Source organism: Kutzneria chonburiensis (assembly GCF_028622115.1).
GTDB lineage: Bacteria > Actinomycetota > Actinomycetes > Mycobacteriales > Pseudonocardiaceae > Kutzneria > Kutzneria chonburiensis.
Map to the genome: position 1 here is coordinate 5,535,774 of NZ_CP097263.1, position 26,312 is coordinate 5,562,085.

At 70.6% G+C, this 26,312-nt stretch carries 28 protein-coding genes and 3 pseudogenes; 12 read left to right on the plus strand and 19 right to left on the minus strand.

Annotated features, from left to right (window positions below; translation table 11 throughout):
• Positions 1 to 94: 94 nt before the first annotated feature.
• Complete coding sequence (locus M3Q35_RS24955) at positions 95 to 685, plus strand: TetR/AcrR family transcriptional regulator (RefSeq protein WP_273934932.1); 591 nt, start codon at positions 95 to 97, stop codon at positions 683 to 685.
• Between the two features lie 144 nt (positions 686 to 829).
• Here the strand turns inward: M3Q35_RS24955 and hisI are convergent, their stop codons facing one another.
• Genes hisI through M3Q35_RS24980 form a run of 5 tightly spaced genes read right to left on the minus strand, consistent with a single transcriptional unit; the run spans position 830 to position 3,716 of the window.
• On the minus strand, positions 830 to 1,186 hold the full coding sequence (gene hisI, locus M3Q35_RS24960) for a phosphoribosyl-AMP cyclohydrolase (protein ID WP_273934934.1): 357 nt from the start codon (positions 1,184 to 1,186) through the stop codon (positions 830 to 832).
• Positions 1,183 to 1,566, minus strand: coding sequence for a hypothetical protein (locus M3Q35_RS24965; protein WP_273934936.1), 384 nt, complete (start codon positions 1,564 to 1,566; stop codon positions 1,183 to 1,185). The genes hisI and M3Q35_RS24965 overlap by 4 nt, the downstream gene beginning before the upstream one ends.
• Positions 1,563 to 2,336: an imidazole glycerol phosphate synthase subunit HisF gene (hisF, locus tag M3Q35_RS24970; RefSeq protein ID WP_273934939.1), complete on the minus strand. Its 774-nt coding sequence runs from the start codon at positions 2,334 to 2,336 to the stop codon at positions 1,563 to 1,565. The genes M3Q35_RS24965 and hisF overlap by 4 nt, the downstream gene beginning before the upstream one ends.
• A 9-nt stretch (positions 2,337 to 2,345) precedes the next feature.
• The gene (locus M3Q35_RS24975) at positions 2,346 to 3,080 is read right to left on the minus strand and encodes an AAA family ATPase (protein ID WP_273934940.1); all 735 of its coding nucleotides are present in this window, start codon (positions 3,078 to 3,080) and stop codon (positions 2,346 to 2,348) included.
• Positions 3,081 to 3,089: 9 nt separating this feature from the next.
• Positions 3,090 to 3,716, minus strand: a complete 627-nt coding sequence (locus M3Q35_RS24980) for a Uma2 family endonuclease (RefSeq protein ID WP_273934941.1) — start codon at positions 3,714 to 3,716, stop codon at positions 3,090 to 3,092.
• A gap of 254 nt (positions 3,717 to 3,970) precedes the next feature.
• Between M3Q35_RS24980 and M3Q35_RS24985 the strand changes: the two genes are divergently transcribed.
• Both M3Q35_RS24985 and M3Q35_RS24990 read left to right on the plus strand, forming a co-directional pair.
• On the plus strand, positions 3,971 to 4,417 hold the full coding sequence (locus M3Q35_RS24985) for a hypothetical protein (RefSeq protein ID WP_273934942.1): 447 nt from the start codon (positions 3,971 to 3,973) through the stop codon (positions 4,415 to 4,417).
• Between the two features lie 33 nt (positions 4,418 to 4,450).
• The gene (locus tag M3Q35_RS24990) at positions 4,451 to 5,167 is read left to right on the plus strand and encodes a Clp protease N-terminal domain-containing protein (protein WP_273934943.1); all 717 of its coding nucleotides are present in this window, start codon (positions 4,451 to 4,453) and stop codon (positions 5,165 to 5,167) included.
• Here the strand turns inward: M3Q35_RS24990 and priA are convergent.
• Both priA and hisH read right to left on the minus strand, forming a co-directional pair.
• Positions 5,133 to 5,864 carry a bifunctional 1-(5-phosphoribosyl)-5-((5-phosphoribosylamino)methylideneamino)imidazole-4-carboxamide isomerase/phosphoribosylanthranilate isomerase PriA gene (gene priA, locus M3Q35_RS24995; RefSeq protein ID WP_273934944.1) on the minus strand — a complete coding sequence of 244 codons (732 nt, stop codon included), beginning with the start codon at positions 5,862 to 5,864 and terminating at the stop codon, positions 5,133 to 5,135. The genes M3Q35_RS24990 and priA overlap by 35 nt on opposite strands.
• Before the next feature lie 10 nt (positions 5,865 to 5,874).
• Positions 5,875 to 6,510, minus strand: coding sequence for an imidazole glycerol phosphate synthase subunit HisH (gene hisH, locus M3Q35_RS25000; protein ID WP_273934945.1), 636 nt, complete (start codon positions 6,508 to 6,510; stop codon positions 5,875 to 5,877).
• Positions 6,511 to 6,674: 164 nt separating this feature from the next.
• On the opposite strand from hisH, the gene M3Q35_RS25005 reads away from it, so the two are divergent.
• Positions 6,675 to 7,796: an acyltransferase family protein gene (locus tag M3Q35_RS25005; RefSeq protein WP_273934946.1), complete on the plus strand. Its 1,122-nt coding sequence runs from the start codon at positions 6,675 to 6,677 to the stop codon at positions 7,794 to 7,796.
• On the opposite strand, the gene M3Q35_RS25010 is transcribed toward M3Q35_RS25005, so the two are convergent.
• Positions 7,771 to 8,451 carry a hypothetical protein gene (locus tag M3Q35_RS25010; RefSeq protein ID WP_273934947.1) on the minus strand — a complete coding sequence of 227 codons (681 nt, stop codon included), beginning with the start codon at positions 8,449 to 8,451 and terminating at the stop codon, positions 7,771 to 7,773. The genes M3Q35_RS25005 and M3Q35_RS25010 overlap by 26 nt on opposite strands.
• 331 nt (positions 8,452 to 8,782) lie before the next feature.
• Between M3Q35_RS25010 and M3Q35_RS48955 the strand changes: the two are divergent.
• From M3Q35_RS48955 to M3Q35_RS25020, 3 genes and pseudogenes are all read left to right on the plus strand, one after another.
• Positions 8,783 to 10,276, plus strand: a pseudogene (locus M3Q35_RS48955) (ATP-binding protein); the annotation flags it as partial.
• A 578-nt stretch (positions 10,277 to 10,854) separates the two neighbouring features.
• Complete coding sequence (locus M3Q35_RS48960; protein ID WP_420704777.1) at positions 10,855 to 11,007, plus strand: response regulator transcription factor; 153 nt, start codon at positions 10,855 to 10,857, stop codon at positions 11,005 to 11,007.
• 307 nt (positions 11,008 to 11,314) lie between these two features.
• On the plus strand, positions 11,315 to 11,872 hold the full coding sequence (locus tag M3Q35_RS25020; protein WP_273934949.1) for an RICIN domain-containing protein: 558 nt from the start codon (positions 11,315 to 11,317) through the stop codon (positions 11,870 to 11,872).
• Positions 11,873 to 12,087: 215 nt separating this feature from the next.
• Here the strand turns inward: M3Q35_RS25020 and M3Q35_RS25025 are convergent, their stop codons facing one another.
• Positions 12,088 to 12,750: a response regulator gene (locus tag M3Q35_RS25025; RefSeq protein ID WP_273934950.1), complete on the minus strand. Its 663-nt coding sequence runs from the start codon at positions 12,748 to 12,750 to the stop codon at positions 12,088 to 12,090.
• Between the two features lie 527 nt (positions 12,751 to 13,277).
• On the opposite strand from M3Q35_RS25025, the gene soxR reads away from it, so the two are divergent.
• Genes soxR through M3Q35_RS25040 form a run of 3 tightly spaced genes read left to right on the plus strand, consistent with a single transcriptional unit; the run spans position 13,278 to position 15,313 of the window.
• Positions 13,278 to 13,781, plus strand: coding sequence for a redox-sensitive transcriptional activator SoxR (gene soxR / locus M3Q35_RS25030; RefSeq protein WP_273934951.1), 504 nt, complete (start codon positions 13,278 to 13,280; stop codon positions 13,779 to 13,781).
• A 57-nt stretch (positions 13,782 to 13,838) separates the two neighbouring features.
• Positions 13,839 to 14,738, plus strand: a complete 900-nt coding sequence (locus M3Q35_RS25035) for an ornithine cyclodeaminase family protein (RefSeq protein WP_273934952.1) — start codon at positions 13,839 to 13,841, stop codon at positions 14,736 to 14,738.
• A gap of 44 nt (positions 14,739 to 14,782) precedes the next feature.
• Positions 14,783 to 15,313: an RNA 2'-phosphotransferase gene (locus tag M3Q35_RS25040; RefSeq protein WP_273934953.1), complete on the plus strand. Its 531-nt coding sequence runs from the start codon at positions 14,783 to 14,785 to the stop codon at positions 15,311 to 15,313.
• Here the strand turns inward: M3Q35_RS25040 and M3Q35_RS25045 are convergent.
• From M3Q35_RS25045 to nadA, 9 genes and pseudogenes are all read right to left on the minus strand, one after another.
• Positions 15,300 to 15,461, minus strand: coding sequence for a hypothetical protein (locus tag M3Q35_RS25045; protein ID WP_273934954.1), 162 nt, complete (start codon positions 15,459 to 15,461; stop codon positions 15,300 to 15,302). The two genes, M3Q35_RS25040 and M3Q35_RS25045, sit on opposite strands and share 14 nt — an antisense overlap.
• A complete protein-coding gene (gene hisB / locus M3Q35_RS25050) occupies positions 15,461 to 16,060 on the minus strand; it encodes an imidazoleglycerol-phosphate dehydratase HisB (protein ID WP_273934955.1) in 600 nt (199 codons plus the stop codon). Before hisB ends, M3Q35_RS25045 begins: the two co-directional genes overlap by 1 nt.
• Positions 16,057 to 17,163 (minus strand): histidinol-phosphate transaminase, encoded by a 1,107-nt coding sequence (locus M3Q35_RS25055; protein WP_273934956.1) that lies wholly within the window; start codon positions 17,161 to 17,163, stop codon positions 16,057 to 16,059. The genes hisB and M3Q35_RS25055 overlap by 4 nt, the downstream gene beginning before the upstream one ends.
• Positions 17,164 to 18,483: a histidinol dehydrogenase gene (hisD, locus tag M3Q35_RS25060; protein ID WP_273934957.1), complete on the minus strand. Its 1,320-nt coding sequence runs from the start codon at positions 18,481 to 18,483 to the stop codon at positions 17,164 to 17,166.
• A gap of 56 nt (positions 18,484 to 18,539) precedes the next feature.
• A complete protein-coding gene (locus tag M3Q35_RS25065; RefSeq protein WP_273934958.1) occupies positions 18,540 to 20,063 on the minus strand; it encodes an ABC transporter substrate-binding protein in 1,524 nt (507 codons plus the stop codon).
• 43 nt (positions 20,064 to 20,106) lie between these two features.
• Positions 20,107 to 20,622, minus strand: a complete 516-nt coding sequence (locus M3Q35_RS25070) for a hypothetical protein (protein WP_273934959.1) — start codon at positions 20,620 to 20,622, stop codon at positions 20,107 to 20,109.
• A gap of 44 nt (positions 20,623 to 20,666) precedes the next feature.
• Entirely contained in the window at positions 20,667 to 21,506 is an 840-nt protein-coding gene (gene nadC / locus M3Q35_RS25075; RefSeq protein WP_273944454.1) for a carboxylating nicotinate-nucleotide diphosphorylase, read from the minus strand.
• 27 nt (positions 21,507 to 21,533) lie between these two features.
• Positions 21,534 to 23,117: pseudogene (locus tag M3Q35_RS25080) on the minus strand (L-aspartate oxidase); the annotation flags it as partial.
• Positions 23,114 to 24,130: a quinolinate synthase NadA gene (nadA, locus tag M3Q35_RS25085; RefSeq protein WP_273934960.1), complete on the minus strand. Its 1,017-nt coding sequence runs from the start codon at positions 24,128 to 24,130 to the stop codon at positions 23,114 to 23,116. The gene nadA and the pseudogene M3Q35_RS25080, both read right to left, overlap by 4 nt.
• Before the next feature lie 105 nt (positions 24,131 to 24,235).
• On the opposite strand from nadA, the pseudogene M3Q35_RS25090 reads away from it, so the two are divergent.
• Positions 24,236 to 24,874: pseudogene (locus M3Q35_RS25090) on the plus strand (NUDIX hydrolase); the annotation flags it as partial.
• A 28-nt stretch (positions 24,875 to 24,902) separates the two neighbouring features.
• Positions 24,903 to 25,583, plus strand: coding sequence for an LON peptidase substrate-binding domain-containing protein (locus M3Q35_RS25095; RefSeq protein ID WP_273934961.1), 681 nt, complete (start codon positions 24,903 to 24,905; stop codon positions 25,581 to 25,583).
• 71 nt (positions 25,584 to 25,654) lie between these two features.
• On the opposite strand, the gene M3Q35_RS25100 is transcribed toward M3Q35_RS25095, so the two are convergent.
• A complete protein-coding gene (locus M3Q35_RS25100; protein WP_273934962.1) occupies positions 25,655 to 26,305 on the minus strand; it encodes a DUF2567 domain-containing protein in 651 nt (216 codons plus the stop codon).
• Positions 26,306 to 26,312 lie beyond the last annotated feature (7 nt).

Consider the following 26,312-nt stretch of genomic DNA (forward strand, 5'->3'; position numbering starts at 1 on the left):
TGAAATTAGGAGTGCACGTGACCGAGCTTGCGAGGGAACCATTCAACACAGGGACCTGGGTCGCAGACCCGCCGAGCGCCAGCGAGGTGGGCCTGTGACCGATCCGAAGCGGCGGGGTCGCCGGCCTGCCGGCGACGACACCAAGGCCGCCCTGCTCGCGGCCGCCCGGGAAGTCTTCACCGAGCAGGGGTTCGACGGTGCCACGGTACGCGCCATCGCGGCGCGGGCCGAGGTCGACGCGGCGATGGTCAACCACTGGTTCGGCGGCAAGCAGGGCCTGTTCGCCGCCGCCGTGCAGCTGCCCGTGACTCCTGAGTTCGTCCGTGACGTCGTGTTCGCCTCCGGCCCGGTCGAGGAGCTCGGCGCCCGGGTCGTGCGCCAGTTCCTCACCGTCTGGGACGGCAGCGGCGGCGGCGCCTTCACCACCCTGGTCCGCAGCGCCGCCACCCAGGAGTCCGCGGCGGCGATGCTGCGTGAGTTCATCACCTCGGTGTTCGGCACCCTGCTCAAGGAACTCGGCGTCGACCAGCCCGAACTGCGCCTCGGCCTGTTCGGCTCCCAGCTGGCCGGCCTCGGCCTGGCCCGGTACGTCATGCGGCTGGAGCCCATCGCCTCGGCCGACATCGACACCCTCGTCGCCAGCGTCGGCCCCACCCTCCAGCGCTACCTCACCGGCAAGGTGTGACCGACGTCAGGAAGGGCCCCTTACTGACGTTGAACGCCAGTATCGGTCCCTTGATCTTGCCGGCGGTGTCAGGAAGGGGTCCTTCCTGACGTTCAACGTGAGGATCGGTCCCTTGATCTTGCCGGATTGCGAGCGGTCGAGCCGCTACGCCGGAGGCGGCGCCAACAGCTCGTCGGCGTCGAAACAGGTGCGGTCGCCCGTGTGGCAGGCGCCGCCTTCCTGGTCCACCACAAGCAAAATCGTGTCGCCGTCGCAGTCAAGCCGCACTTCGTGCACCCGCTGCGTGTGACCCGAGGTCTCGCCCTTGATCCACTGCTTGCCCCGGCTGCGCGAGAAGTACGTCGCCTCGCGCGTGGTCAGGGTCCGGTGCAGGGCCGCGTCGTCCATCCACGCCACCATCAGCACCTCGCCCGTGCCGCGCTGTTGCGCGACCGCGCACACCAGCCCTTCGGCGTTTCGCTTGAGGCGACCGGCAATCTTCGGGTCGAGGGTGTCGCTCACGTCGTGCTTCCCATGTGTCGGCGGGCGGGCAGGGTGATCTGCAGGACCAGCGAGTAGACGTGCGCCGCCGCCAGGATCCCCGACAGCACCGCGATCCAGACCTCGATGGCCAGCAACGCGAACGAGGCGTACAGGAGTGCGCACAGCACTGTCCACAGTAGAGCCGGGATGCGCACCGGCCGGATCCCCCCGAGCAGTCCTGCTCCCAGCCCCAGGCTGATCACCGCAACCGGGGCCGGCAGGATGATCGACCCCAGGTCCCCGGCCTGGATGCCCAGCACGAGGAACGTCAGCAGGAACACCAGTCCCCCGCCGGCCAGCACCAGCGCCGCGATCTTGATCTCGACCGGCGCGGCCGACCCGGGCAGCACCTGTCTCATCGGATCACCACTCCCGCGCCGCGCAACTCGTCCTTCACCTCGCCGATGGACAGCGTGCCGAAGTGGAACACGCTCGCGGCCAGCACGGCGTCCGCGCCGGCCTCGATGGCCGGCGGGAAGTGGTCGACCTGGCCGGCGCCGCCGCTGGCGATCAGCGGCACGCTCACCCGGGACCGCACCAGGCGGATCAGCTCCAGGTCGAAGCCGGCCTTCGTGCCGTCGGCGTCCATCGAGTTGAGCAGGATCTCGCCGACACCCAACTCCTGGCCGCGGGCGGCCCACTCGACCGCGTCGATGCCGGTGCCGCGGCGGCCGCCGTGCGTGGTCACCTCGAAGCCCGACGGCGTCGGCTGGCCGTCGGCCGGCACCCGGCGCGCGTCCACCGACAGCACGATGCACTGCGCCCCGAACCGCTGCGAGCACTCGCGCAGCAGCTCCGGGCGGGCGATCGCCGCCGTGTTGATGCTGACCTTGTCCGCCCCCGCACGCAGGAGCCGGTCCACGTCCTCCGGCGCGCGCACGCCGCCACCGACCGTCAGCGGGATGAACACCTGCTCGGCCGTGCGCCGTACCACGTCGTACGTGGTCTCACGGTCCGACGACGAGGCCGTCACGTCCAGGAACGTCAGCTCGTCCGCACCGGCCGCGTCGTAGGCCGCCGCCAGTTCCACCGGGTCGCCCGCGTCGCGGAGATCGGTGAAGTTGACGCCTTTGACGACTCGGCCCCGGTCGACGTCGAGACAGGGGATCACACGGACTGCGACGGGCATGGGCCCAGCCTACGGTCCCGTGAGCAGGTGGCGCAGGTACCGGTCCGGGTCGGCCAGGAACTCACGGGTCAGCCGCACCGGGAGCGCCCGGTCGAAGTCCACCGGCTCGATCGCGCCGTCCTCCCCCATCTCCAGGATCGCCGCCCCCGGCAGCGACAGCAGCACCGGCGAGTGCGTCGCCACGATCAGCTGGCAGTCCTGGTCCACCAGGTCCGCCATCCTCGCCACCAGCGCCAGGCACCCTCGCACCGACAGCGCCGCCTCCGGCTCGTCCAGGACGTACAGCCCGTTCGGTCCGAACCGATGAGTCACGAGGTCCAGAAAGGACTCCCCGTGCGACCTCTCGTGCGGCGAGCGTCCCCCGTAGTGCTTGATCGAGTCGCCGCCCAGCCGCTCGATCTCCGTCGCCACGTTGTAGTACGACTCCGCGCGCAGGAAGAACCCCGTCCGCGGCCGGCCGATGCCCCGCGTCAGCGTCAGATAGTCCCCCAGCGACGACTCCGTAGCCCCGGTCGCGAACCGGAAGTCCTGGCTGCCGCCCTCAGGGTTGAACCCCGCGGCCACCGCGATCGCCTCCACCAGCGTGGACTTGCCCGCCCCGTTCTCCCCGATCAGGAAGGTCACGCCCGCCTTGAGGTCCAGACCGTCCACTTCGGACAGCCAGCGGACCACCGGCAGCGTGAACGGGTAGCGCCCGGTCGACGGCTCGTCCAGCCGCACCCGCCGTATGAACAGCCCAGCCATCCCCCGACCCTACGTGCTCAGCGTGTCCAAGCTGCCGAGGTCGATGCGCACCGGAAACGGCACCGAAGTGACGAACTCGCCGATGGTGGTGCCGGCGTCCCGATAACCGCCGTCATCGCCCAGCCGGCATTCGATCAGTGAGACGGCCGGCCTGAGGTCGATGATCCAGTAGTACGGGATACCGGCCTCGGCGTATTCGCCACGCTTGACGACATGGTCCATCCGGGCCGAGCCGCGCGACACGATCTCCACGACCAGCCGCACTTCGGAGGCACGCAGGAGCGCGTCCTCCCGGTTCGCCCGGTCATAGGCCGCCCGGTCGATCACGATGAGGTTGGGCCGGCGGACATGGCCCGGCGCGTCCGGCGGCACGAGCTCCAGATTGACATCGATGTTCGACAGCATGACCAGACCACCGGGCAGATGTGGCTTGAGTTGCGAACGCAGCTCGCCGTCGGCCGATGCCGGGAGCGGAAACCTCGGCGGCATCATCACCAGGCAGCCTTCTTGGAGTTCCCACCACGTGTCGGCGTCCTCGGGTAGGCGCTCGTAGTCGGCGATCGTCAGCGGGCGAGCGAAACGGCCCGGCAAGATGGTCATGAATTCCTCCTGTCCGCCCACATCGTGCCGCGTCACGGCGTCGACCGCCCCGCCCGAGCGGCCAGTTCCCTCGCTCAGCCGGACTGAATACCGACTTCCGGGCGTCGTCCGTCACTTAGCGTGGCGAACTAGGTAATTCCGCCTATACCTAGCCATATCTCGGGATGGCGACGGCCGTCACGGCGGCAATACGCTGCGAGCGGCGGAGCCGGCCACGAGTCTCCGCATACCCGCAAACCCTCTTCCCTGCGGAGGTGCGCGTGTCGACTACCCTGCAAACGATTGCACGAATGGAGCTGCGAATCCACCGGTGGCTGACCAGAAACAGCGTTCGACTGCTGCGGATCAGCATGGGTGGCATCATTCTTACTTTTGGATTCCTCAAGTATTTCCCGGGCCTGAGCCCGGCGGAGCACATGGTGGAGACGGTGAGCCGGACGCTGAGCCTCGGCCTGGCGCCCGATCGACTGACGATGGACGGGTTCGCCACGATCGAATGCCTGATCGGCCTGTCGCTGATCACGAACATCGGCCTGCGGATAGCGATCTACCCGATGGCGCTGTGGGCGATCGGCATTCTGCTGCCACTGGCGCTGATGCCGGCGGAACTGTTCAGCGGTCCCGACCACATGCCGACCCTCGAAGGCCAATACGTGCTCAAGGACCTCATTCTGCTGTCGGCGACGATGGTCATCGCGGACACCACGGTCCGCCGACGAGCGTCAACCAACGGTTGACAGCAGCCGAGAAGTCAACCTAAGGTTGACGACATGACGACGCCACGACTCGACGACATGATCAACCTGGTCGCCACCCTGCACCCCGACGGCGACCCGCTGGAACGGCTCACCGAGGCGGTGGTGCAGGCCGACCGCCTCGGCGAGCTGTCCGACCACCTGGTCGGCCACTTCGTCGACCAGGCCCGCCGGGCCGGCGCCACCTGGACGGACATCGGCCGCAGCATGGGCGTGAGCAAGCAGGCAGCCCAGAAACGCTTCGTGCCCAAGGAAGAACCGATGGACTGGGGCCCGTTCAGCCGCTTCACCGACCTGGCCCGGCAGGTGGTGGTCGGGTCCCGCGGCGAGGCGATGGCCGCCGGCCACCGCTACATCGGCACCGAGCACGTGCTGATCGCCCTGATCGCCGTGCACAAGGGCCTGGCCTCGCAGGCCCTGATCGCGCAGGGCATCACCGAGGAGCAGATCCGCGCCGCGGTCAAGGTCGCCGCGCCCTACACCGACGAGAAGATCACCGAGGACATCCCGTTCACGCCGCGCGTGCGCAAGGTGCTGGAGCTGGCGGTGCGCGAGGCACTGCGCCTTGAACACAACTTCATCGGCACCGAACACGTGCTGCTGGGCCTGCTCGCCGAGGCCGACGGCGTCGGCGCGCAGGTGCTCAAGGGCCTCGGCGTGAACACCGAGGCGCTGGAGCACTACATCGTGGCCAAGCTCAGCGAGTTGCTGCGAGAGCGTCAGGGAGAGTGAACGCGCCGGCGTAGAGGGCCTTGCCGACGATGGCGCCCTCGACGCCGTCCGCGGCCAGCCCGGCCAGCGCGACCAGATCGTCCACACTGGACACACCGCCGGAGGCGATCACCGGGGCGTCGGTCCGGTCGCAGACAGCGCGCAGCAGCTCCAGGTTGGGGCCGCGCAACGTGCCGTCCTTGCTCACGTCGGTCACCACATAACGCGAGCAGCCGTCACGGTCCAGCCGCTCCAGCACGTCCCACAGGTCGCCGCCGTCCTGCGTCCAGCCGCGGGCGGCCAGCCGGTGCCCCTGCTCGGTGATCCGCACGTCAAGGCCGACGGCCACCTTGTCGCCGTGCTCGGCGATGGCCTTGGCGCACCACTGCGGGTTCTCCAGCGCGGCGGTGCCGAGATTGACCCGGGTGCACCCGGTGGACAGCGCGGCGGCCAGCGACTCGTCGTCGCGGATGCCGCCGGACAGCTCCACCTTCACGTCCAGCTTGCCGACGACACCGGCGAGCAGCTCACGGTTGGAGCCGCGGCCGAACGCGGCGTCGAGGTCGACGAGATGGATCCACTCGGCGCCGTCGTGCTGCCACGCGAGCGCGGCCTCCAGCGGGTCGCCGTAGGAGGTCTCGGTGCCGGCCTCGCCCTGGACGAGCCGCACGGCCTTGCCGTCGGCGACATCGACGGCGGGGAGCAGGTAGAACGTCACGGGCGAAACCCTATCGCGTGCTGGCCAGCCAGTTCTCCAGCAGGTGCGCGCCGGCGTCGCCGGACTTCTCCGGGTGGAACTGGGTGGCGCACAGCGCGCCGTTCTCCACCGCGGCGACGAAGTCCTCGCCGTGGTTGGCCCACGTCACCAGCGGCGCCTTGAGCGTGGCGCTGTCCGGCACCAGCTCCCACTTGCGCACGCCGTAGGAGTGCACGAAGTAGAACCGCGCGTCGTCGTCGAGGCCGTCGAACAGCATCGACCCCTCGGCGGCCTGCACGGTGTTCCACCCCATGTGCGGCAACACTTCCGCGTGCAGCCGCTCCACGGTGCCGGGCCACTCGCCGCAGCCCGCGGACTCGATGCCGTGCTCGACGCCGCGCTCGAACAGGATCTGCATGCCGACGCAGATGCCCAGCACCGGCCGCCCGCCGGCCAGCCGCTCGCCGATGATGCGGGCGCCGCGCACGGCGTTCAGTCCGGTCATGCACGCCGCGTACGCGCCGACACCGGGCACCACCAGGGCGTCCGCGGCCAGCGCGGCACGATGGTCGGCGGTCACCTCGACGTCGGCGCCGATGCGGCGCAGCGCGCGCTCGGCCGAGCGGAGGTTCCCTGATCCGTAATCCAGCACGACTACACGGGGCACGAGCACAGCTTAGAGGGCCCAATCGACCGTGATCTACGTCACGCTACGGAACGCATTCCCCCGGCAGACCAACTATTCGAGTAGCTCGTCCGTCTTACGGGCTATTGCCGGTGTCGTACCGTAGCCGGCTGCTGCTGCCGTCGGACGATCGTAAGGATTGCACCGTGACCCAGCTGGCCACTCCGGCCCTGTCGACGAGCTCCCACACCGAGTCCCTCGGTGGGCGCCTGCCGTCGCTGACCGGCCTGCGCTGGGCCGCCGCCTTCCTCGTGTTCGGCATGCACGTCCGCAACTTCGGCTTCTTCGGCCCCGGCCCGGCGGCCAACGTGATGGCCACCGTGTTCCAGGCCGGCGGCACCGGCGTGTCGTTCTTCTTCATCCTGTCCGGCTTCGTGCTGATGTGGTCGTCCCGGCCCAAGGACACCGCGCTGGGCTTCCTGCGCCGCCGGGTCGCCCGCATCTACCCGGTGCACCTGGTCTGCGCGGCGCTCGCGCTGGTGCTGGCGCTGACCATCGGCTCCGAGTTCGTGCCGACGATCGGGCAGCTGGTGGCCAACGTGCTCCTGCTGCACTCGTGGTTCCCGGACTACTTCTACTACCAGAGCCTCGATCCGGTCAGCTGGTCCCTGGTCTGCGAGCTGCTGTTCTACGTGTCGTTCCCGCTGTTCGGCCGGCTGGCCCGGCACATGCAGGCCCGTGGCGCGGTGGTCTTCGCGGTGGTCAGCGCGCTGTCGGTGATCGCGGTGCCGATCGCGATCACCGTGCACCCGACGTCGTGGCCGGTGTACTTCCTGCCGCTGGCCCGGCTGGGCGAGTTCACCCTCGGCATCGCGCTGGCCCGGCTGGTGATGCTGGGCCGGTGGCGTGGCCCGGGCCTTGACGTCGCGCTGGGCGTGACCCTGATCGGCTACTTCCTGGTGCCGGCGCTGCCCAGCGCCTTCGGCAACACGTTCTGCACGCTGCTCGGCTTCAGCCTGCTGATCCCGGCGGCGGCGATGGCCGACCTGCGCGGCACGCACTCGGTGTGGCGGCTGCCGGTGATGGAGCGCCTTGGCGAGTGGTCGTTCTCGTTCTACATGGTGCACGCCATGGTGCTCGGCGCCGTGAAGACGCTGCTGCCGGGCACGATCTCGCTCAACGCGCCAGCCGCGCTGATCGTCGTGCTGGCCATGTTCGGCGTGAGCCTGGGCCTGTCCTGGGCGCTCTACACGTTCGTGGAGACGCCCGGCCGCAAGTTCATCGTCGGCGGCCGCAAGAAGGCTAAGACGGCGCCATCCCCTGCGTGACCGGCACGACCGGCAGCACGGTGTTCAGCGGGGCCTCCTTGACGACCTTGCGGCTGGCCTCGGCCGGCAGCTTGGCCAGCCACGCGTCGGCGTGACCGGCGTCGACCAGTGATGCCACCTGGGCCACGTCGTCCCGTCCGGCGGCGGTGAACAGCGCCGCCAACGCCGACGGACCGCCGCCCGGCCAGTCCTGCACGCGCTTGAGCATCGCCTGGTCGGCGGCGTCCAGCGTCTCGCCGAAGTGCCGCGCCACGGCGTCGTGACGGCTGCGCTGGTCCCGCTTGTCGCTGTTGATGAGGAACGTGGCACGCAGCAGGAGCCGCGCCGCGCCACCACGCGGGTTGGTCGCCTCCAGCAGCCCGAGGACGTCACGGTGGGCGCCCCAGGCCCAGCCGTACAGGCTCTTCTCGTAGATGGGGTGCGCGGTGACGGCGTTGTCGTCCCAGCGCACGGCCAGCGCGCGCTCGCCGATGCGCAGGCAGGTGCGGGCCAGCGCCACCGCGCGCGGGAAGCGCGCCGCCGGGGCCGGCAGGACCACGGTGCCGGAGCCAACGGGGACCAGCACCGCCGGGCCCTCGCCCTCGTCGTGCAGCCGGATCTGCAGCTTGGCAGTCGGCACGGGGGTCCAGATGAGCATCCTCGCAAGCTCGGTCACGGTCACACATCATGCCAAGATCGTCAGCGCGACACCGCGCGTGCCGGCCGTTGAGGCCGAATCGCAGCGTTGCGATCGACGCCGCCGAACGGACGCAAACCCGTGGCCGATGGATACGGCGGTGGACGCGGCCGGCGATCGGGTGACCATCATTTTGCCCGCTCCACATGCTGCTAGCGTCACTGCGGTGGTGTTGGCGGAGCGGAGTTGCGCGGTCTGCGGCAAGGTGCTCGCCGACCCGCACCGCGTGCGCTACTGCTCGAACGCGTGCCGGCAGCGGGCCTATCGGCGCCGGGCCACGTCGGCCGCGCGGGCCAGCACACCGTCGGCCATGAACTCCGACATCCCGGGGGCGCTGCCGGCGCTGGTGGACAGCTTCGTCGGACGACGGCCCGAGATCGAGCGGCTGACCCAGCTGCTGGCGCAGCGCCGGCTGGTCACGCTGGTCGGGCCGGCCGGTGTCGGCAAGACCCGGCTGGCGCTGGAGGTGGCCGGGCGGCTGCCGCAGCGGGCCGTGCTGGTCGAACTGGACAGCCTGGACGACGGCGACCGCATCACCCAGGTCGTGGCCGGCGCGTTCGGCGTGCGTGAGCTGCCCGGTCGGACCATCAACGACGCCCTGTTCGACGTGCTGCGTGGTACCCGGACGCTGCTGGTGCTGGACAACTGCGAGCACCTGGTCGACGCGAGCGCGCACTTCGTCGACCTCGCACTGCGGCGCTGCCGCGGGCTGCGGGTGCTGGCCACCAGCCGGGAGGCGCTGGCCATCCCCGGCGAGCTGGTGTTCTCCGTCGACGGACTGCCGCTGCCCGGCGGCTCGGATCCGTTGCGCAGCGACGCCGTGCGGCTGTTCGTCGACCGGGCCCGTGAGCGGGACAAGGATTTCGGGCTCGACTCGGACACGGTGGCCCAGATCGCCGCCGTGTGCGCCGAGCTGGACGGCAGCCCGCTGGCCATCGAGCTCGCCGCGCACCGGATCCCGATGCTCTCGGTGGGCGCGATCCATGATCGGCTGGCCGGCCGGCTGGAGCTGTTGACAACGCAGCATCGGACGGGATCCGCACGTCAACGCAGCCTTCGGCAGGCCATCGACTGGAGCCACCAGCTGCTCGGACCGGGCGAGCAGGTCGTGTTCCGCCGGCTGTCGGTGCTGGCCGGTACGTTCGATCTGGACACGGCGATCGCGGTCTGCGCCGACGACGAGTTCCGCCCGGAGCAGGTGTTCGAGCTGGCCTTCCGCCTCCAGGCCGGCTCGCTGATCACCACGGCGGGCTCGTCGAGACTGCGGATGCTGGAGTCCATCCGGTTGTACGCGCGGGAACGGCTCGACGCCTCCGAGGACGGGTCCGCCACCCACGACCGGTTGACGAGCTGGTTGACCGAGCTGGCCCAGCCGCTGGTCCGGGAGCCCGTGTGGTTCCCGCTGGCGGCGCAGCGCCGATTGGAGGGATTGATCGACAACTTGATGGTGGCCGTGCGGTGGACCGCGTCCGTCGACGACGAGCGCAATGCCGTGCTCACCATGGCCACCGTCCGCTGCTGGATGCCGCGTGGCTTCCTCACCGAGGGGCGCAAGCTGTTGCGGGCCGCCTTGGACCGGGTGCTGATCCGGCCCGAGCACCGCTGCCTGTTGCTCACCTACGCCGGCTACCTCGCGACCGTGCAGGGCGATATCCAGGAGGGTGTCACCCACCTCGCCGAGGCGTTGGCGCTCGCCCGCACCACCGGCGATCCCGTGCCGCTCATCAGCGCCCTGTACACCATGGGTGCGGTCTGCCAGGCCACCGAGCGGCTCGCCGACGCGCGGGAGCGGTTCACCGAGGCCCTTGATCTCGCCACCGGTCTCCGTGACGAGACCGCCGTCGCCATGGTGTTGGAGCGGTTGGCCCTCACCGCGCACTGGCAGGGGGACCTCGACCGGGCCGACGAGCTCATCACCGGTGCTCTTCGGCGGTTCCGGGCCGGTCCGGTCTGCCACGGCCTGAGCCTGGCGTTGCACACCGCCGGCACCATCGCCCTGCGCCGCGGTTCTCTGGGGTCCGCCGAGGACTTCTTCGCCGACAGTCTGCGCAACGCCCCCGCTTCGTGGCTCGAGGTGCCGTTCGCCCTCGAGGGCCTTGCCATGGCCGCCGGCCGCCGCGGTCTCGGCGAGCGCGCGATCCGCCTCTTCTGCGCCGCCCGCTACATCCGCGGCGGCGACCGGCTCTACGCCGAGCCGGCGTGGCGCCGTCAGGTCGAGGCCAGCCTCGGCGACTGGGGCGTGCCCGACGACGACCAGATCGACCGCATCGCCGCCGAGGTCGGCCGGCTGTCCCGGGACCAGGTCATGGCCTACGCCTTGCACGACCGTTGGCCCGATCCCCCGCCGCCCCCGTCCTCGCCCCCGACGAGCACGACGTCGCCGTGCTGCTGCCCGCCGGCCTCACCAACCCCGAGATCGCCGCGCGGCTGGGCATCAGCGTCCGGACGGTCGCCTATCGGCTCAATCGCATCCGCACCAAACTCGGTCTCCTCACCCGGGACGATGTCGTCGCCTGGGCCTCCCGCGACGCGTGAGCCCAAACCCTTGAGAAAATTTTCGTAGGCATTGCGACCGATTGACCGAGGACGGCCGCCGCACCCGATGTTCATTTGAGCAAACAAATTAAAAGCACAGAATTTGCCCCCGACACAACTCGATCGGTCCAATTTTGCCGAGTTATCCGAATCCGCCCCACACCGCTCGCACCGTTGATATGGTTGTCACGCAGCGCACCACAGAGTGAAGATTCGGACAGCGTCATTCCGCTTGTTACCGATACGTCGGCGGCGATGTCGATCCACGCCCCACAGGAGTCCGACACCGCCTAGGGGAGGAATGCAGATGAAGGTCGTGACAAGGATTGTTGCCGCAATGTTCGCGGTGGCATCGCTCTGCGCTTCTGCGCAGTACGCGAACGCCGAAACGTCAACGAATCAGACGCCCGTCTCTCTTCAACAGCTGAAAGCCGCACCCGCGGCGGTCTATCGCATCCACAACAATAACAACAGCGGCACCAAGTGTGCGGCGATCCCCGGTGCGAGCAAGGCGCAGGGCGAGCGGGTCATCCAGTTGGGCTGCGGCACCTGGCCGGACCACTACTGGTACTTCGTCGACGCCGGGAACGGCCTCTACAAGATCGTCAACAACAACAGCAACATGTGCCTGGCCATTCCCGGGGCGAGCAAGGCGCAGGGCGAAGGGGTCATCCAGTGGCCGTGCGGCAACTGGCCGGACCACTACTGGTACTTCGTCGACGCCGGAAACAGCCGGTACCGGATCGTCAACAACAACAGCAACATGTGCCTCGCGGTTCCCGGTGCCAGCGGAAGCGATGGTGTGCAGTTGATTCAGTGGCCATGCGGCGACTGGCCTGACCACTTCTGGTACTTCACCAGCTGAGCACATACCAAGGCGAGAGGCCTCCAGCGTGGTCAGGTTTACCATGGCCACTCTGGGGGCCTCGGCAAGTTCCAGGATCAGGACCACGAAAAAGCACGGCGGGGCGTCCACGCCGACTCTGCTCCAACCCGTGAATCACCCTGCCGCTGAGCGGGACTCGCGAAGATAGGGTGTGCGCCCGGTGGGCGGCGGACGCCACCGGAATGCGCTTTCCGTCAGGCGCTGACCAAACGGGCGTTGTGCGCCAGAATCGCCGCCTGCACGCGGTTGTCGCAGCTGAGTTTGGTGAGCAGGCGACTGACGTGGGCCTTGACCGCGCCCTCGCTGAGATAGAGCTTGCGGGCGATCTGGAGATTGCCCATGCCCTGGGCGAGCAGGCCGAGGACCTCGCGCTCGCGACCGGTGAGGTGGTTGACGAGGGTGCGGGCCCGCTCGACCGGTTCGGGGTCGATGTCGACGATGCGGTCGAGCACCCGGCGGGTGATGGCGGGCGACAGCATGGCCTCGCCGGCGGCGACGGCCCGCACGGCGGTGACGAGCTCGCGGGGACTGCCGTCCTTGAGCAGGAAGCCGGAGGCGCCGGCCCGGACGGCCCGCCGGATGTGGCTGTCGTCGGCCACCGAGGTGAGCAGCACGACAGCGGTGCCGGCGGACAGCGCCCGGACCTGCTCGGCGGCGGCGAGGCCGTCCAAGCCGGGCATCCGGACGTCCATCAGCAGCACCCTTGGCAGATGTTTGCGCACGAGTTCGACGGCGCCCGGCCCGCTGGCGGCCTCGGCCACGACCCGCACGTCCGGCGCCTGTTCGAGCACCCGGCGGATACCGCCGCGCACCAGCGCCTCGGAGTCGACGACTCCCACGGTGATCGCATGGTTCATACCCGTGATTGTGCGGCCCGACCGGCTGAATGAAAACCGTTGCGTAACGGGTTGCAGGGGTGCACGTAACGCGGAACCGGGTCCGGCCGGCCGCGCTGCCCACAACTCTAGGCCCCGGCTGCCCGGACGCCCCTCGACCTGGCCGGAAGATACGCGGCGTACCCGGCCTTCGTGTCCGGCCGGCGATGGCCACGCCCGGGCGGCCTGCTCAGGACGGGACAGGGCGGCAGCGACGGGGGGCACGAGCCGGCCTCGCATCGGAACAGGGCGGCGAGATTGCGCACCGGGGTGGACACGGTGCCGCAAGGGCCGCCGCATCACCGCAATGGACGTGGCGAACCTGGGCCGCACCGACGCGCGGTGAGCGAGGTGGTGCGCCTGCATCCGGTGTTGCTGGTGATGCGCACGGTGGTGAAACCCGTTCGGCTGGACGGAATCCGGCGGCGACCGGGACGGAACTGCCGGTCATGGCGCCGCGGCCGCGAGGGGGTTGAACGTTCGAGTTAACTCCAGGTTAGGCTCAACGGGTGGTGAAACTCCCCGACTGGCTGTCCATCGGCCAGGTGTCCGAACGCAGCGGAGTCGCGCAGACGGCACTGCGGTTCTACGAGGAACGCGGCCTGATCGCGGCCGAGCGCACGGCCGGCAACCAGCGCCGGTACCCACGCTCGGTATTGCGCCGGCTGGCGTTCATCCGCACGGCGCAACGAGTCGGGCTCAGCCTCGAGGACATCGGCGCGGCGCTGGCGACACTGCCCGAGCGGCGCACGCCGACCAAGGCCGACTGGGCCCGGCTGTCCCGGGAGTGGAAGACCGAGCTGGACGCGCGAATCGACTCCCTGCAACGACTTCGCGACAAACTGAGCGGCTGCGTCGGCTGCGGCTGCCTGTCGCTGAAGGTGTGCACGCTGGTCAACGCCGAGGACCGGATGGCCGACCACGGTCCGGGAGCGCCGCGGCTGCGCGCTGCCGCCGAGGGGGTATCGAGTGAGTGCCGTCCCCACCACACAGTGATCACCGTTGCGCCATAAGGATGCAGCTGCCCGACGCGCCTTGAAGGCCGGTGTCGGCCGTCGCAGACTGGACACGTGAAGGTCATCTCGGACGCCGATGTGCGTGCCGCCCTGCTGCCCGGGGCGGCGGTCCGAGTTTCCCGAGACGCCCTCGTAGATGCCTACCACGGCACGCTCAAGGCCCCGCCGCGCACCGGAATCGACGTCGGCTCAACGGAACTCGTGTTCACGGTCGGTGGAAATGCTTCCGGCACCGTGGGTTTCCGCTGCTACGGCCTGTGGCCCGGGCACGCCGACCAGCTGGTTGCGGTGTGGGACAACGTGGGCACGCTGCGCGGCGTCGTCGTCGGCACGGCCCTTGGCGCTCTCCGTACCGGCGCGCTGGGTGGTGCGGCGGTCGACGCGCTGGCCAAACCCGACGCCTCGATCTGCGCGGTCATCGGCTCCGGCACGCAGTCCTGGGCCCAGCTGTGGGCCGCCTGCGCGGTGCGGACGTTCAGCGAGGTCCGGGTGAGCTCGCCGACGCCGGCCAACCGGGCCAAGTTCGCCGCGCGGGCCCGTGACGAGCTCGGGCTGAATGCAATCGACCTGGCCGACAGCGTCGAGGCTGTACGGGACGCCGATGTCGTGCTGGTGGCGACCAAGTCGACCCGCCCGGTGCTGCCGGCCACCGCGTTCTCGCCCGGCTGCCACGTGAACACCATCGGGCCCAAGCTGCGCGGGGCCAGCGAACTGCCGCCGGAACTCGCCAGCGTGGCGGCGATCGTGGCCACCGACTCGCCGGCGCAGGCCGCCGCCTACGGCAACCCGTTCTTCACCGGGCGCAAGCTGGCCCACCTGGGCGGCATCATCGCCGGCGAGCTGCCCGGCCGGATCAGCGAGGGCCAGATCACCCTGTTCTGCTCGACCGGCCTGGCCGGCACCGACGTGCTGCTGGCCGATCACGTGCTCAACGAGTTGGACCTGGCCGGCTGATATCGGTGGACGGCCGGGTCCCCGACCGCCCACACTTCCGGCACATGAACGAGAAAGACACGATCCGACTCTCCAAACGGCTGTCGCGACATCTGCGGCACGCCCCGGAGGAGATCGGCATCCAGCTCAGCGCCGACGGCTGGACGGACGTCGCCGCGCTGCTCGGCGCCATGCGCATCACCAGGGAACAACTCGACCACGTCGTCGCCACCAACGACAAGCGCCGCTTCGCCTTCGACGAGACCGGGGCCCGGATCCGGGCCAGCCAGGGCCACACCGTGCCGGTGCAGCTCGATCTGCCGGTCACCACACCGCCGGACACGCTCTATCACGGCACGGTGGCCAAGTTCCTTGACGACATCATGGCCGAGGGACTGCGGCCGATGACCCGGCACGACGTGCACCTCTCACCGGACATCCCCACGGCGATCAAGGTGGGCTCGCGTCGCGGCAAGCCGGTCGTGCTGGCCGTCGACGCCGGCCGCATGCACGCCGACGGGCACGTGTTCCGGTTGAGCGCCAACGGAGTCTGGCTCACCGAACACGTGCCCGCCGGGTACCTCAGCTCGAGATGAACCAGGCGATCGCGCCGCCCGCGGCCAGCACGGCGAGCACGGCCAGCACGGTCGCGGCGATCTTGGCCGTCTTCCACATGGTGTAGACGCCGCCGATCAGGAAGCCGCACACGGCCAGCAGGGCGATGGCGATGTACTCACGCGGCATCACAGCACCCCCTTCGTGGACGGCACGCCCGACACCCGCGGGTCGGGCTCGGTCGCCGCCCGCAGCGCGCGGGCGACGGCCTTGTACTCGGCCTCGGTGATGTGGTGCGGGTCCCGGCCGTGGATCACGCGGACGTGCAGCGCCAGCTGGGCGTGGAAGGCCAGCGACTCGAACACGTGCCGGTTGAGCACGGTGGCGTAGTTGTTGCCGACGGTGAAGGACTCCATCGACTCCGGCTCGCCGACGTGCACGCAGTACGGCCGCCCCGAGGCGTCCACGGCCGCGTGGGCCAGCGCCTCGTCCATCGGGATCCAGCAGTCGCCGAAGCGGCGGATGCCGGCCTTGTCGCCCAGCGCCTGGCGGATCGCCTGGCCCAGCACGATGGCCACGTCCTCGACGGTGTGGTGGGCGTCGATGTGGGTGTCGCCGGTCGCCCGCACCACCAGGTCGAAGCTGCCGTGCACGCCGAACGCGGTCAGCATGTGGTCGTAGAACGGCACGCCGGTGTCGATCTCGACCTTGCCCGAGCCGTCCAGGTCGATCTCGACCAGCACGGAGGACTCCTTGGTGGCGCGCTCGATGCGCCCGATCCGGGTCACTTGGCTATCTCCTTGCTGGCCGACAGGAACGCGTCGTTCTCCTCAGGCGTCCCGATGCTGACCCTGAGGTGGTTGGCGATGCCGACGTCCCTGATCAGCACGCCACGGTCCAAATAGGACTGCCAGGCCGCCTTGGCGTCGTCGAACCGTCCGAACAGGACGAAGTTGGCGTCGCTGGGCACGACCTGGAAACCCATGCCGGCCAACGAGTCCACCACCCGGTGCCGCTCGGCGACCAGCTTGGCCACCGACTCGAGGGTCTGCTCGCCGTGCCGCAGCGCGGCCAGCGCGGCGGCCTGGGTCAGCGCCGACAGGTGGTACGGCAGGCGGACCAGCTGCAGCGCGTCGACCAGCGCCGGCGCGGCGGCCAGGTAGCCGAGGCGGCCGCCGGCGAAGGCGAACGCCTTGCTCATGGTCCGCGTGACCACCAGCTTGTCGGCGAACTCCTCGAGCAGGCCCAGGGTGCTGGCGTGCTCGTTGAACTCGGCGTAGGCCTCGTCGATGACGATCACGCCCGGCGTCACGGCGATCAGCTCGCGCAGCTGGTCGAGCGGGATGGCCTGGCCGGTCGGGTTGTTCGGGCTGGTGATGAACACCAGGTCCGGCGCCCGCTCGACGATGACCCGGGCCGCTTCCTCGGTGTCCAGGGAGAAATCGGGGCGTCGCGGCGTCGGGACCCAGTCGGTGCGGGTGCCGGCGGCGATGATCGGGTGCATCGAGTACGACGGCTCGAAGCCCAGCGCGCTGCGGCCGGGACCGCCGAAGGCCTGGAGCAGCTGCTGGAGGATCTCGTTGGAACCGTTGGCCGCCCACACGTTGTCCACGGTCACCGGGACGCCGGTGGACGACGCCAGGTACGCGGCGAGCTCGGTGCGCAGCTCGATGGCGTCGCGGTCCGGGTAGCGGTGCAGCGTGGTCGCGATCTCGGCCGCCGCGGCGGCGACGTCGGCGACCAGCTCGGGCGGCGGCGGGTAGGGGTTCTCGTTGGTGTTGAGGCGAACCGGCACGTCCAGCTGCGGCGCCCCGTAGGGCGTGCGGCCGCGCAGGTCGTCGCGCAGCGGCAGGTCGGCGAGCTGGACGCGCGCGCCAATCGGGTTGGTCATTCAGGAGTCCTTGAAGCGTGCGGTGACGGCTTGGCCGTGAGCGGGCAGGTCCTCGGCATTGGCCAGCGCGACCACCTTGTCGGCGACGTCGCGCAACGCGTCCTCGGTGTAGTCGACGACGTGGATGCCGCGCAGGAAGGTCTGCACGGACAGGCCCGAGGAATGGCGGGCACAGCCGGCGGTGGGCAGCACGTGGTTGGAGCCGGCGCAGTAGTCGCCGAGCGAGACCGGCGCGTAGGCGCCGACGAAGATCGCGCCGGCGTTGCGGACCCGGTCCGCCACCGCGCGGGCGTCGGCCGTCTGGATCTCGAGGTGCTCGGCCGCGTAGGCGTCGACGACCTTCAGCCCGTCGTCCACAGTGGACACCAGGATGGTGCCGGACTGCCGGCCGGCCAGCGCTTCCGCCACCCGGGCGCTGTGCTTGGTCGCGCCGACCTGCTTGTGCAGCTCGGCGTCGACCGCGTCGGCCAGCCGCTCCGAGTCGGTCACCAGCACGCTGGCGGCCAGCGTGTCGTGCTCGGCCTGGCTGATCAGGTCGGCGGCCACGTGCGCCGGGTCGGCCGTGTCGTCGGCCAGGATGGCGATCTCGGTCGGGCCGGCCTCGGAGTCGATGCCGACCAGGCCGCGCAGCAGCCGCTTGGCCGCCGTCATGTAGATGTTGCCGGGGCCGGTGATCATGTCCACCGCCGCCAGCTCGGCGCCGTCGGTGTCCACGCCCCCGTAGGTCAGCAGCGCGATGGCTTGCGCGCCGCCCACCGCCCACACCTCTTCGACGTCCAGCAGCGCGCACGCCGCCAGGATCGTCGGGTGCGGCAGGCCGCCGTGCTCGGCCTGCGGCGGCGAGCACACGACCAGCGAGCCCACGCCCGCGGTCTGCGCCGGCACCACGTTCATCACCACGGTCGACGGGTACACCGCAAGGCCGCCGGGCGCGTACAGGCCGACCCGGCCGACCGGCACCCAGCGCTCGGTGACCGTGCCGCCCGGCACCACCTCGGTGGTCTTGTCCTGGCGGCGCTGGTCGGCGTGCACCTTCCGGGTCCGCGCGATCGCCTCTTCCAGGGCCTCCCGGACCTTCGGGTCCAGCTCGGCCAGGGCCCGCGCGACGCGCTCCCGCGGGACGCGGACCGAGGCCGGCTTGATCCGGTCGAACCGCTCCGCGAACTCCAGCACCGCCGGCACGCCCCGGTCGCGCACCGCCTCGACGATCGGCCGCACCTGATGCAGCACCGCGTCCACGTCGACCTCGGCGCGCGGCAGGGTGACGCGCAGTTGAGCCGCGGACGGGACGTGACCACGCAGGTCGGTGCGGTTGAGCATGGCCTCAGGGTACCGAGGCCCCTTGACCGGTTTCGCGGCCACGCTCGACCGGCCGGTCAGCGAATGGTCCAGGTCTCCAGGTTCCACCACGGTCCCCAGGTCAGGGGCCCATGCACAGCCGGCTCGGTGATCGCAACCGAGCCGGCCCAGTTGTCGTGCACGGCGTAGGTGTGGGTGACGAAGGCCAGCGTGACCAGGCTGGGTTCACCGAGGTAGGCCCGCTGGGCGGCCCGGAAGGCGGTGGCCCGGGCGGCGGGGTCGGTGGCCTTGTGCGCGGTGTCGAGGGCCGTGTCCACGGCGGCGTCGGAGTAGCCGGTGGTGTTGGCGGTGCCGCCGGTGCGCAGGACCTGGCGGACGGCCAGGTCGGGGTCGAACGGGTTGCCGCCGGCGACGATCTGGGCGACGCCGGCGCCGGCCACCGCGGTGACGTCGAAGCCGACGGCCCGGAGCTGGGTGGCAAACGCTTGCGCGATGGCGCGGCGCTCCAGGTCGCCGGCCGGGTAGCCGACGGTGAACGCCGCTCGGACGCCGCCCTTGGCGCGGATGCCGTCGGCCCCGGCGACCCAGCCGGCCTGGTCGAGGATGCGGCCGGCGGCCCCCCGGTCGAAGCGGTAGACGGCCTGCGGGTCGACGAACTCGGGCAGCGAGTCCGGCATCGGCGTGGAGGCCGGCGTGCCCTTGCCGCCCAGCGCGTTGCCGATGAGGTCCTTGCGGTCGATCGCGAAGTTCAGCGCCAGCCGCACCGAGTGGTCGCTCGTGACGGGGTTGTCCGCCGGCAGCGTGACGGCCCGGTAGTCGGCGGTGTCCTCGGTGATGACCTTGACGCCGTCGAACTTGGCCACCGCGACCGCCTCCGACGGCGGCACCTCGATGCCGTCGAAATCGCCGTTCTGCAACCGCTGGATCCGGGTCGCGTCGTCGGGCACGAAGACCACGGTGACCTTCACGACCTTGGGCGGCACGCCGTAGTAGTACTTGTTCAGCCCCAGCACGAGCTGCTTGCCCTTGTCCCAGCCGGCCACGCTGTACGCGCCGGTGCCGGGCGGCTGCGCGGCGGTCAGGGCGGTGTGCGGGATGACGCCGAGCACCAGCCGGGTCGGGAACGACGGGAACGGGTACGACAGGTCGAAGCGGACGGTCAGCTCGTCGACCGCCGTCACGCCGTCGAGCATGTCGAAGTCCGGCCGCAGCGGGGACTTCACCGCCGGGTCGAGCACCGCGTTGTACTCGGCGACGACGTCGGCCGCGGTCAGCGGGCTGCCGTCGGCGAACCGCACCCGCTCGTGCAGCTTCACCGTCCACGACTTGCCGTCCGGCGACGGCTGCGGCAGGTCCGTGGCCAGCACCGGCCGCAGCGTCCGGTCGGCCTGGTAGCCGACCAGCCCGTCGTACATCCGTGAGCCGCCCTCGGGCGCGAAGCCCTGCACCGGGTTCAGGCTGGCCGGCTCGGTGGCGTCGGCCAGCGTGATGGTGGTGTTGTCGTCGACGGTCCCGGCCCGGCTCGGCGTCGGCTCGCCGGTGCACGCCGCGAGGACCACGGCAGCGGTGAGCAGGGAGGCGGGTAGCAGGAGTCGACGCACACCCCGACCCTAACCAGACCACCGCCCCAGCGCCTGAGCGGCCTCAGGGCGGCCAGGGCTGGGCCTTCGGGTCGGCGGCGAACCGCCGCAGCCAGGCCGCGGCGGCCCGCGGCTCGGGGTGCGGCGACTTGGCCAGGCTGTCGGCCAACGCCAGCACGTCCTCCGGCCGGTAGTAGCACCGGCTCCACCTGTCGTCGGCCAGCTTGATGTCGACGGTGTTGACGGTGAGCACGAGATAGCCGATCCGCCCCATCGGCTCCCGGAACCGGTGGACGCGGGCGAACTCGACCTCGGGCAGGTAGTAGCCCCGAAAGCTGCTGCCGCGAACAGTCAGCCGGTCGTCCCGGATCCGGTTGGGCGGCAGCAGCCGCCAGACGCCGATGGGCACGAACACGACGACCCAGATGCCGAGCGCAACGGCGCCGGTGACGGTGAAGGGCACGCCATCCGTCCGGCCGATGCCCGCCGCAACCAGCAGCAGGACCGCGAGGATCATGCTCGATTGAAGCAGAACCGCGCCCCGAAACCGGTTGGTGCGGCGTAACCAGACGTCAGCCACGTCGTGAGTATGCGCCGCGGCCGCCGTCCGCGTTGGCCGATTCGCTACATGTCCATCCCCAGATCCAGCGCCGGCGAGGAGTGTGTGAGACGGCCGACAGACAGGTAGTCGACGCCGGTCTCGGCGTAGGTCCGGGCCACGTCCAACGTCAGCCCACCGGACGCCTCCAGCAGCGTGCCGGTGCCGGCGGCCTTGGTGCGGCGGAAGGCTTCGGCGCACTGCTCGGGGGTGAAGTTGTCCAGCAGCACGAGTTCGGCGTTGGCGGCCAGGGCCTCGTCGAGCTGGTCGAGGGTGTCGACCTCGACCTCGCACGACAGCTCGGGCGCGTAGGCGCGGGCGGCGGCCAAGGCCGCGGTGACGGAGCCGGCGGCCTGGACGTGGTTGTCCTTGATGAGGATGGCGTCGCCGAGCCCGAGGCGGTGGTTGACGCCGCCGCCGCAGCGCACGGCGTACTTCTCCAACAGCCGCAGCCCGGGCAACGTCTTGCGGGAATCCCTGACGGCACAACCGGTTCCGGCGATGACCTCGACCCACGCGGCGGTGGCGGTGGCGATGCCGGACAGATGACACAGCAGGTTCAGCGCGGTCCGCTCGGCGGTGACGAGACCACGAATCGGCCCGCGCACGACCAGGGCCGGCTCGCCGGCGGCGAGCCGGGAGCCGTCCTCGACGCGGGACACGACCTCGTAGTCGGTCACCTCGTCCAACACGGCCAAAGCCGCTGGCACGCCGGCGATGGTGCCGGGCTTGCGCGGCGTGAAACTGCCGACGGCAATGGAATCGGACGGCACGGTGGCCAGCGTGGTGACGTCCGGCCCGTACCGCAGGTCCTCGGCCAAAGCGGTCTTGATGACCCGCCGCATGTCCTCGATGTCGATGCTCATGCCACTCCCTAGCAAGGCCCGCTCGAACAGGAACGGCCGCCCGGCCGCGTCCAGTCGCACGGGGATGGACCGCTGCCACACGGCGTCGTTACGGCCCTGATAGTCGGTACGGACATGGCAACCGCGCGACTCGGTGCGCTCGGCCGCCACGGCCAGCAAAATCTCCGCGGCCATGGTCAGCGCCGCGTCCTCGACCGACTCGCGCGTCCCGAGTGGACGGACGACGGTCGACTTCTCCAACACCGCGGCGGCCGCGGCCAATCCCTCCACGTTGCGGCCGATGGCCGCGTGCCGGGACATGGTGCGCTGCAAGACATCCCGCTCGGTCACGGCCGCGGCCAGCGAGCCGACCAGCTCCGCCTTGCGCGGGTCGCCGAGCCGACCGGCGGCCCGATCGGCGGCAATGGCCTTGACCGCACGGGAACCGACGACCAGACCTTCGAGCAAGCTGTTGGACGCCAGGCGGTTCGCCCCGTGCAGACCGGACCGGGCGACCTCGCCGGCGGCGTAGAGACCGTTCACCGCGGTGCGACCGTCCACAGTGGCCACTACGCCACCACACGAGAAATGTGCCGCCGGAGCAACGGGAATCGGATCCACCGCCGGGTCGACACCGATCGCGGCGCAGGCCGAGTACACGGTCGGGAAGCGAAGACGGAACGCGTCACCGTCGAGATGGGTGGCGTCCAGGAACACGTGATCGGTGCCGGTCTCGTTCATCCGACGGGTGATCGCCGCCGACACCACGTCCCGTGGCGCCAGGTCGGCCAGCGGATGCACCCCGAGCATCACCCGGGAACCGTTGGCGTCCAACAGAACCGCACCCTCGCCGCGGACCGCCTCGGTCACCAGCGGACACCGCCCGCGAGCACCGGAACCGGTGTAGAGCACGGTCGGGTGGAACTGCACGAACTCCAGGTCGGCCACGACCGCGCCGGCCCGCAGCGCCAAGGCAATGCCGTCGGCGGTGGCAACCTCGGGATTCGACGTTGCCTGGTACAGCTGGCCAAGGCCGCCGGTGGCCAGCAGCACGGCCGGGGCCCGCAGCACGCCGGGAACGCCGTTTCCGTCCAGCACAAGCAATCCACCGACCGCGCCGGACGGCGTCCGCAGCGCCTCGACGGCAACATGGTTGTCCAGCATGGCGATCCGGCCGTCACGGGCCTGCGCCAGCAGGGCGCGTTCAACCTCGGCCCCGGTCGCGTCGCCGCCGGCGTGCACGACACGGAACGCCGTGTGGCCGCCTTCCCGGGTACGCGCCAGCTTGCCGTCCGAACCCTGGTCGAACACCGCGCCCCACCGGCGCAGACGGGTCACCGCCGCCGGGCCGCCGCTGACGATCGCCGACACCGCGGCGGCGTCGCACAGCCCCGCGCCGGCGGTCAGCGTGTCGGCCACGTGCCGGTCGACGGTGTCGCCTTCCTCGTGCTCACCGGGCAGCACGACGGCCACGCCGCCCTGCGCCCAGCGCGTGTTGCCGTCGCCCAGTTCGGCCTTGGTGACGACCAGAACCCGCAGGCCAAGGGCCTGAGCGTCCAACGCGGCGGTCAGGCCGGCCACGCCGGTGCCGACGACCACAAGATCGGCATCGGCCTCCCAGCGGGGCTTCACTCGGCACCGCCGGGCTGGCCGATCTCGATCATCCGCTGCACCGAGGCCCGGGCCCGAGCGGCCGTGTCGGCGTCCACGAAGACCTCGTCGGCCTCGTCCCGCAGGCAGCGCAGCAGGGCCGACGGCGTGATCATCTTCATGTACCGGCAGGAGGCCCGGTCGTTGACCGCCTGGAAGTCGATCTCCGGGGCGGCCTTGCGCAGCTGGTGCAGCATGCCGACCTCGGTCGCCACCAAGACGCTGCGGGCCTTGGTCTCGCGGGCCGCGGTCAGCATGTCGCCGGTCGAGAGGATCTTGACCTTCTCGGCCGCCACCGCGCCCTCGCCGGCCAGGTACAGCGCCGAGGTGGCGCAGCCGCACTCGGGGTGGATGAACAGGTCGGCGTCCGGGTTGGCGGCGGCCCGGTCGGCCAGCTCGGGGCCGTTGATGCCGGCGTGGACATGGCACTCGCCGGCCCACACGTGCACGTTGTCCCGGCCGGTCACGCGGCGCACGTGCGCGCCGAGGAACTGGTCCGGGCAGAACAGCACCTCGCGGTCGGCCGGGATCGAGGCGACCACGTCGACCGCGTTCGACGACGTGCAGCAGATGTCGGTCTCGGCCTTGACGTCGGCCGTCGTGTTCACGTACGAGACGACGACGGCGCCGGGGTGCTCGGCCTTCCACTCGCGCAGCTGCTCCCCGGTGATGGAGTCGGCCAGCGAGCAGCCGGCGCGGGCGTCCGGGATGAGCACCCGCTTGTCCGGGCTGAGGATCTTGGCCGTCTCGGCCATGAAGTGCACGCCGCAGAACACGATGGTCGACTTGCTGCTGCTGGCCGCGATGCGGGACAGCGCGAGCGAGTCGCCGGTGTGGTCGGCGATGTCCTGGATCTCGGGCAGCTGGTAGTTGTGCGCGAGCAGGACGGCGTCGTGCTCATCGACGAGTCGGCGGACCTCCTCCCGCCAGGCGGCGTCCGGCTGCACGCCGGTCCAGCCGTCCTCGGTCCGCTCCAACTGTGCGGTAGCGGCCATGATGTCCTCCCAAGTTGCGGTCCCGCCGGTTTTCGCCTTAGAATCGAAAACGTGCCAGATCCTATCAGCCAACCGGGGTTAACAGGCAATGAAGTACTGGCAGCAGTGCTCCAGGTGAGGCGCGAATCACTCCAGGTCCTGCTCTGGCAGCGCGCTCAGGAACCGCACGCTCGCCGCTGGTCACTGCCGGGTGGACGGCTGCGTTCCGACGAGGACGTCGAGGCGTCGATCCGCCGGCAGCTGGCCGAGAAGGTGGACGTCAGGAAACTGGCACATGTCGAACAGCTCGCCGTGTTCAGCGCCCCGGACCGGGTGCCGGGCGGTCGGATCGTCGCCACCGCGTTCGTCGGCCTGATCCCGTGCGACGTCGACCCCGAGGTGCCCGACGACACCGCCTGGTACCCCGTCGACGACCTGCCGGACACCGCCTTCGACCACGAGGCCATCGTGCGGCGGGCCCAGGGCCGGCTGCGAGCCAAGCTCTCGTACACCAACCTCGGCTTCGCCCTGGCGCCGCCGGAGTTCACGATCTCGGCGCTGCGCGGGCTGTACTCGGCGGCGCTGGGCTACCGCGTGGCCGCGACCAACCTCCAGCGCGTGCTGTCCCGGCGCGGACTTCTGGAGCCCACTGGTCACACTTCCCCGCCGGGGCCGTCCGGAGGCCGCCCAGCTGCGCTGTTCCGGTTCACCGGGCACGGAATGCTCGTCACGGACCCGTTCGCCGTGCTGCGACCACCCGGCAGGGGGCGGCCGCCGACGTACGGTAGACGGCGTGGCCGAGACGCTCCCGATCTTCCCGCTGGGCACTGTGCTGCTGCCCGGGGCGTCGTTGCCGTTGCACATCTTCGAGCCGCGCTACCGCCAGCTGACCGTGGACCTGGTGACCGGCGCGGTGACCGGGCGAAGCTTCGGCGTGGTGGCGATCAGACAGGGCTGGGTCACCGATGTGGACGAGCTTTCCCAGCTGCACGAGGTCGGCTGCTCGGCAACGCTGCGCCAGGTCGACCGGCTGCCCGACGGCCGGTTCGACATCGTGACCCGGGGCGAGCGCCGGTTTCGCCTGCTGGACCTGGACTCCGGCAGCGCGCCGTACCTGCTGGGCAGCGTGGAATGGCTGCCCGACGCCGAAGTAGCCGGCGCCAGCGTCGCCGCCGCGCCCCAGTTGTCCGATTCGGCGCGGGCCGCACATCGCCGCTACTGCAACGCCGCCTGGCACCGTGAGGACTGGACCGAGCCCGAGATCGGCGCCGACACGGGCACCCTGGCCCACCTGCTGGCCGCCGACTGCCTGCTGACCATTGAGGACCGCCAGGGCCTGCTCGAGGAGCGCAACCCGTTGCGACGCCTGCGAATGGTCCGCCGCGTGCTCAACCGTGAGACCGGCATCCTGCGCGAACTCCGCGCCATCCCCGCCGCCCTCTCGGAGTTCTCCATCCGCCCCAGCACGAACTGACTTTGAAGCTTGGAAGGGGGCCTTCCTCCACTCGGAGCGGAGGAAGGCCCCTTCCAAGCGTCAAAACGGGGTTAGCCGAGGCGGCGGCCCAGGTCGTCCATGCCGTTCCAGGCCGTGAGGGTGCCGTAGGCCAGGGCAGTGGCCAGGGGCTGGGCGAGGATGACCCACGTGGACTCGAGGACCGGGGCCTGGTCGAAGACGGTGCGGTTGGCGGGCGTGCCGGACAGGGCGTAGTGGCTGCCGGCCCAGGAGACGCCGACCTTCATGGCCAGCCACGCGCCCAGCGCCGAGCCGAGCACGGCGGCGATCATGATCACCGGGCCGCGGCGTTCCCGCAGCATCCACACGACACCGCCGACGACCAGGCCCATGCCCAGGCCGAGCAGCACGAACAGGATAAGGTCGTCGAACCGGTGGTAGCTCTCGTCCAGCAGCGGCAGCTGCTGACCGTCCACCAGGATCACGCGCTGCGCCGGCGCCAGGATGGACCACAGCCAGCCGACCAGCAGCCCGGTGAGCGCCACCGTGGACGCCACGCTGATCGCGGGCAGCAGGTCCCGCTTGACCACGACGTGCGGCCGCCGCGCCTGCGGCAGCATGGCCATGATCTCGGCCACCGACGGCGTACGGACCTCAGAGGACACCGACGCCGGCTCCGGGTCCTTCTCGGTCACCGGCGGGATGCGCATCGGCTCGGCCCGCTCGCCCGCTTGCTCCGACATTCGAGCG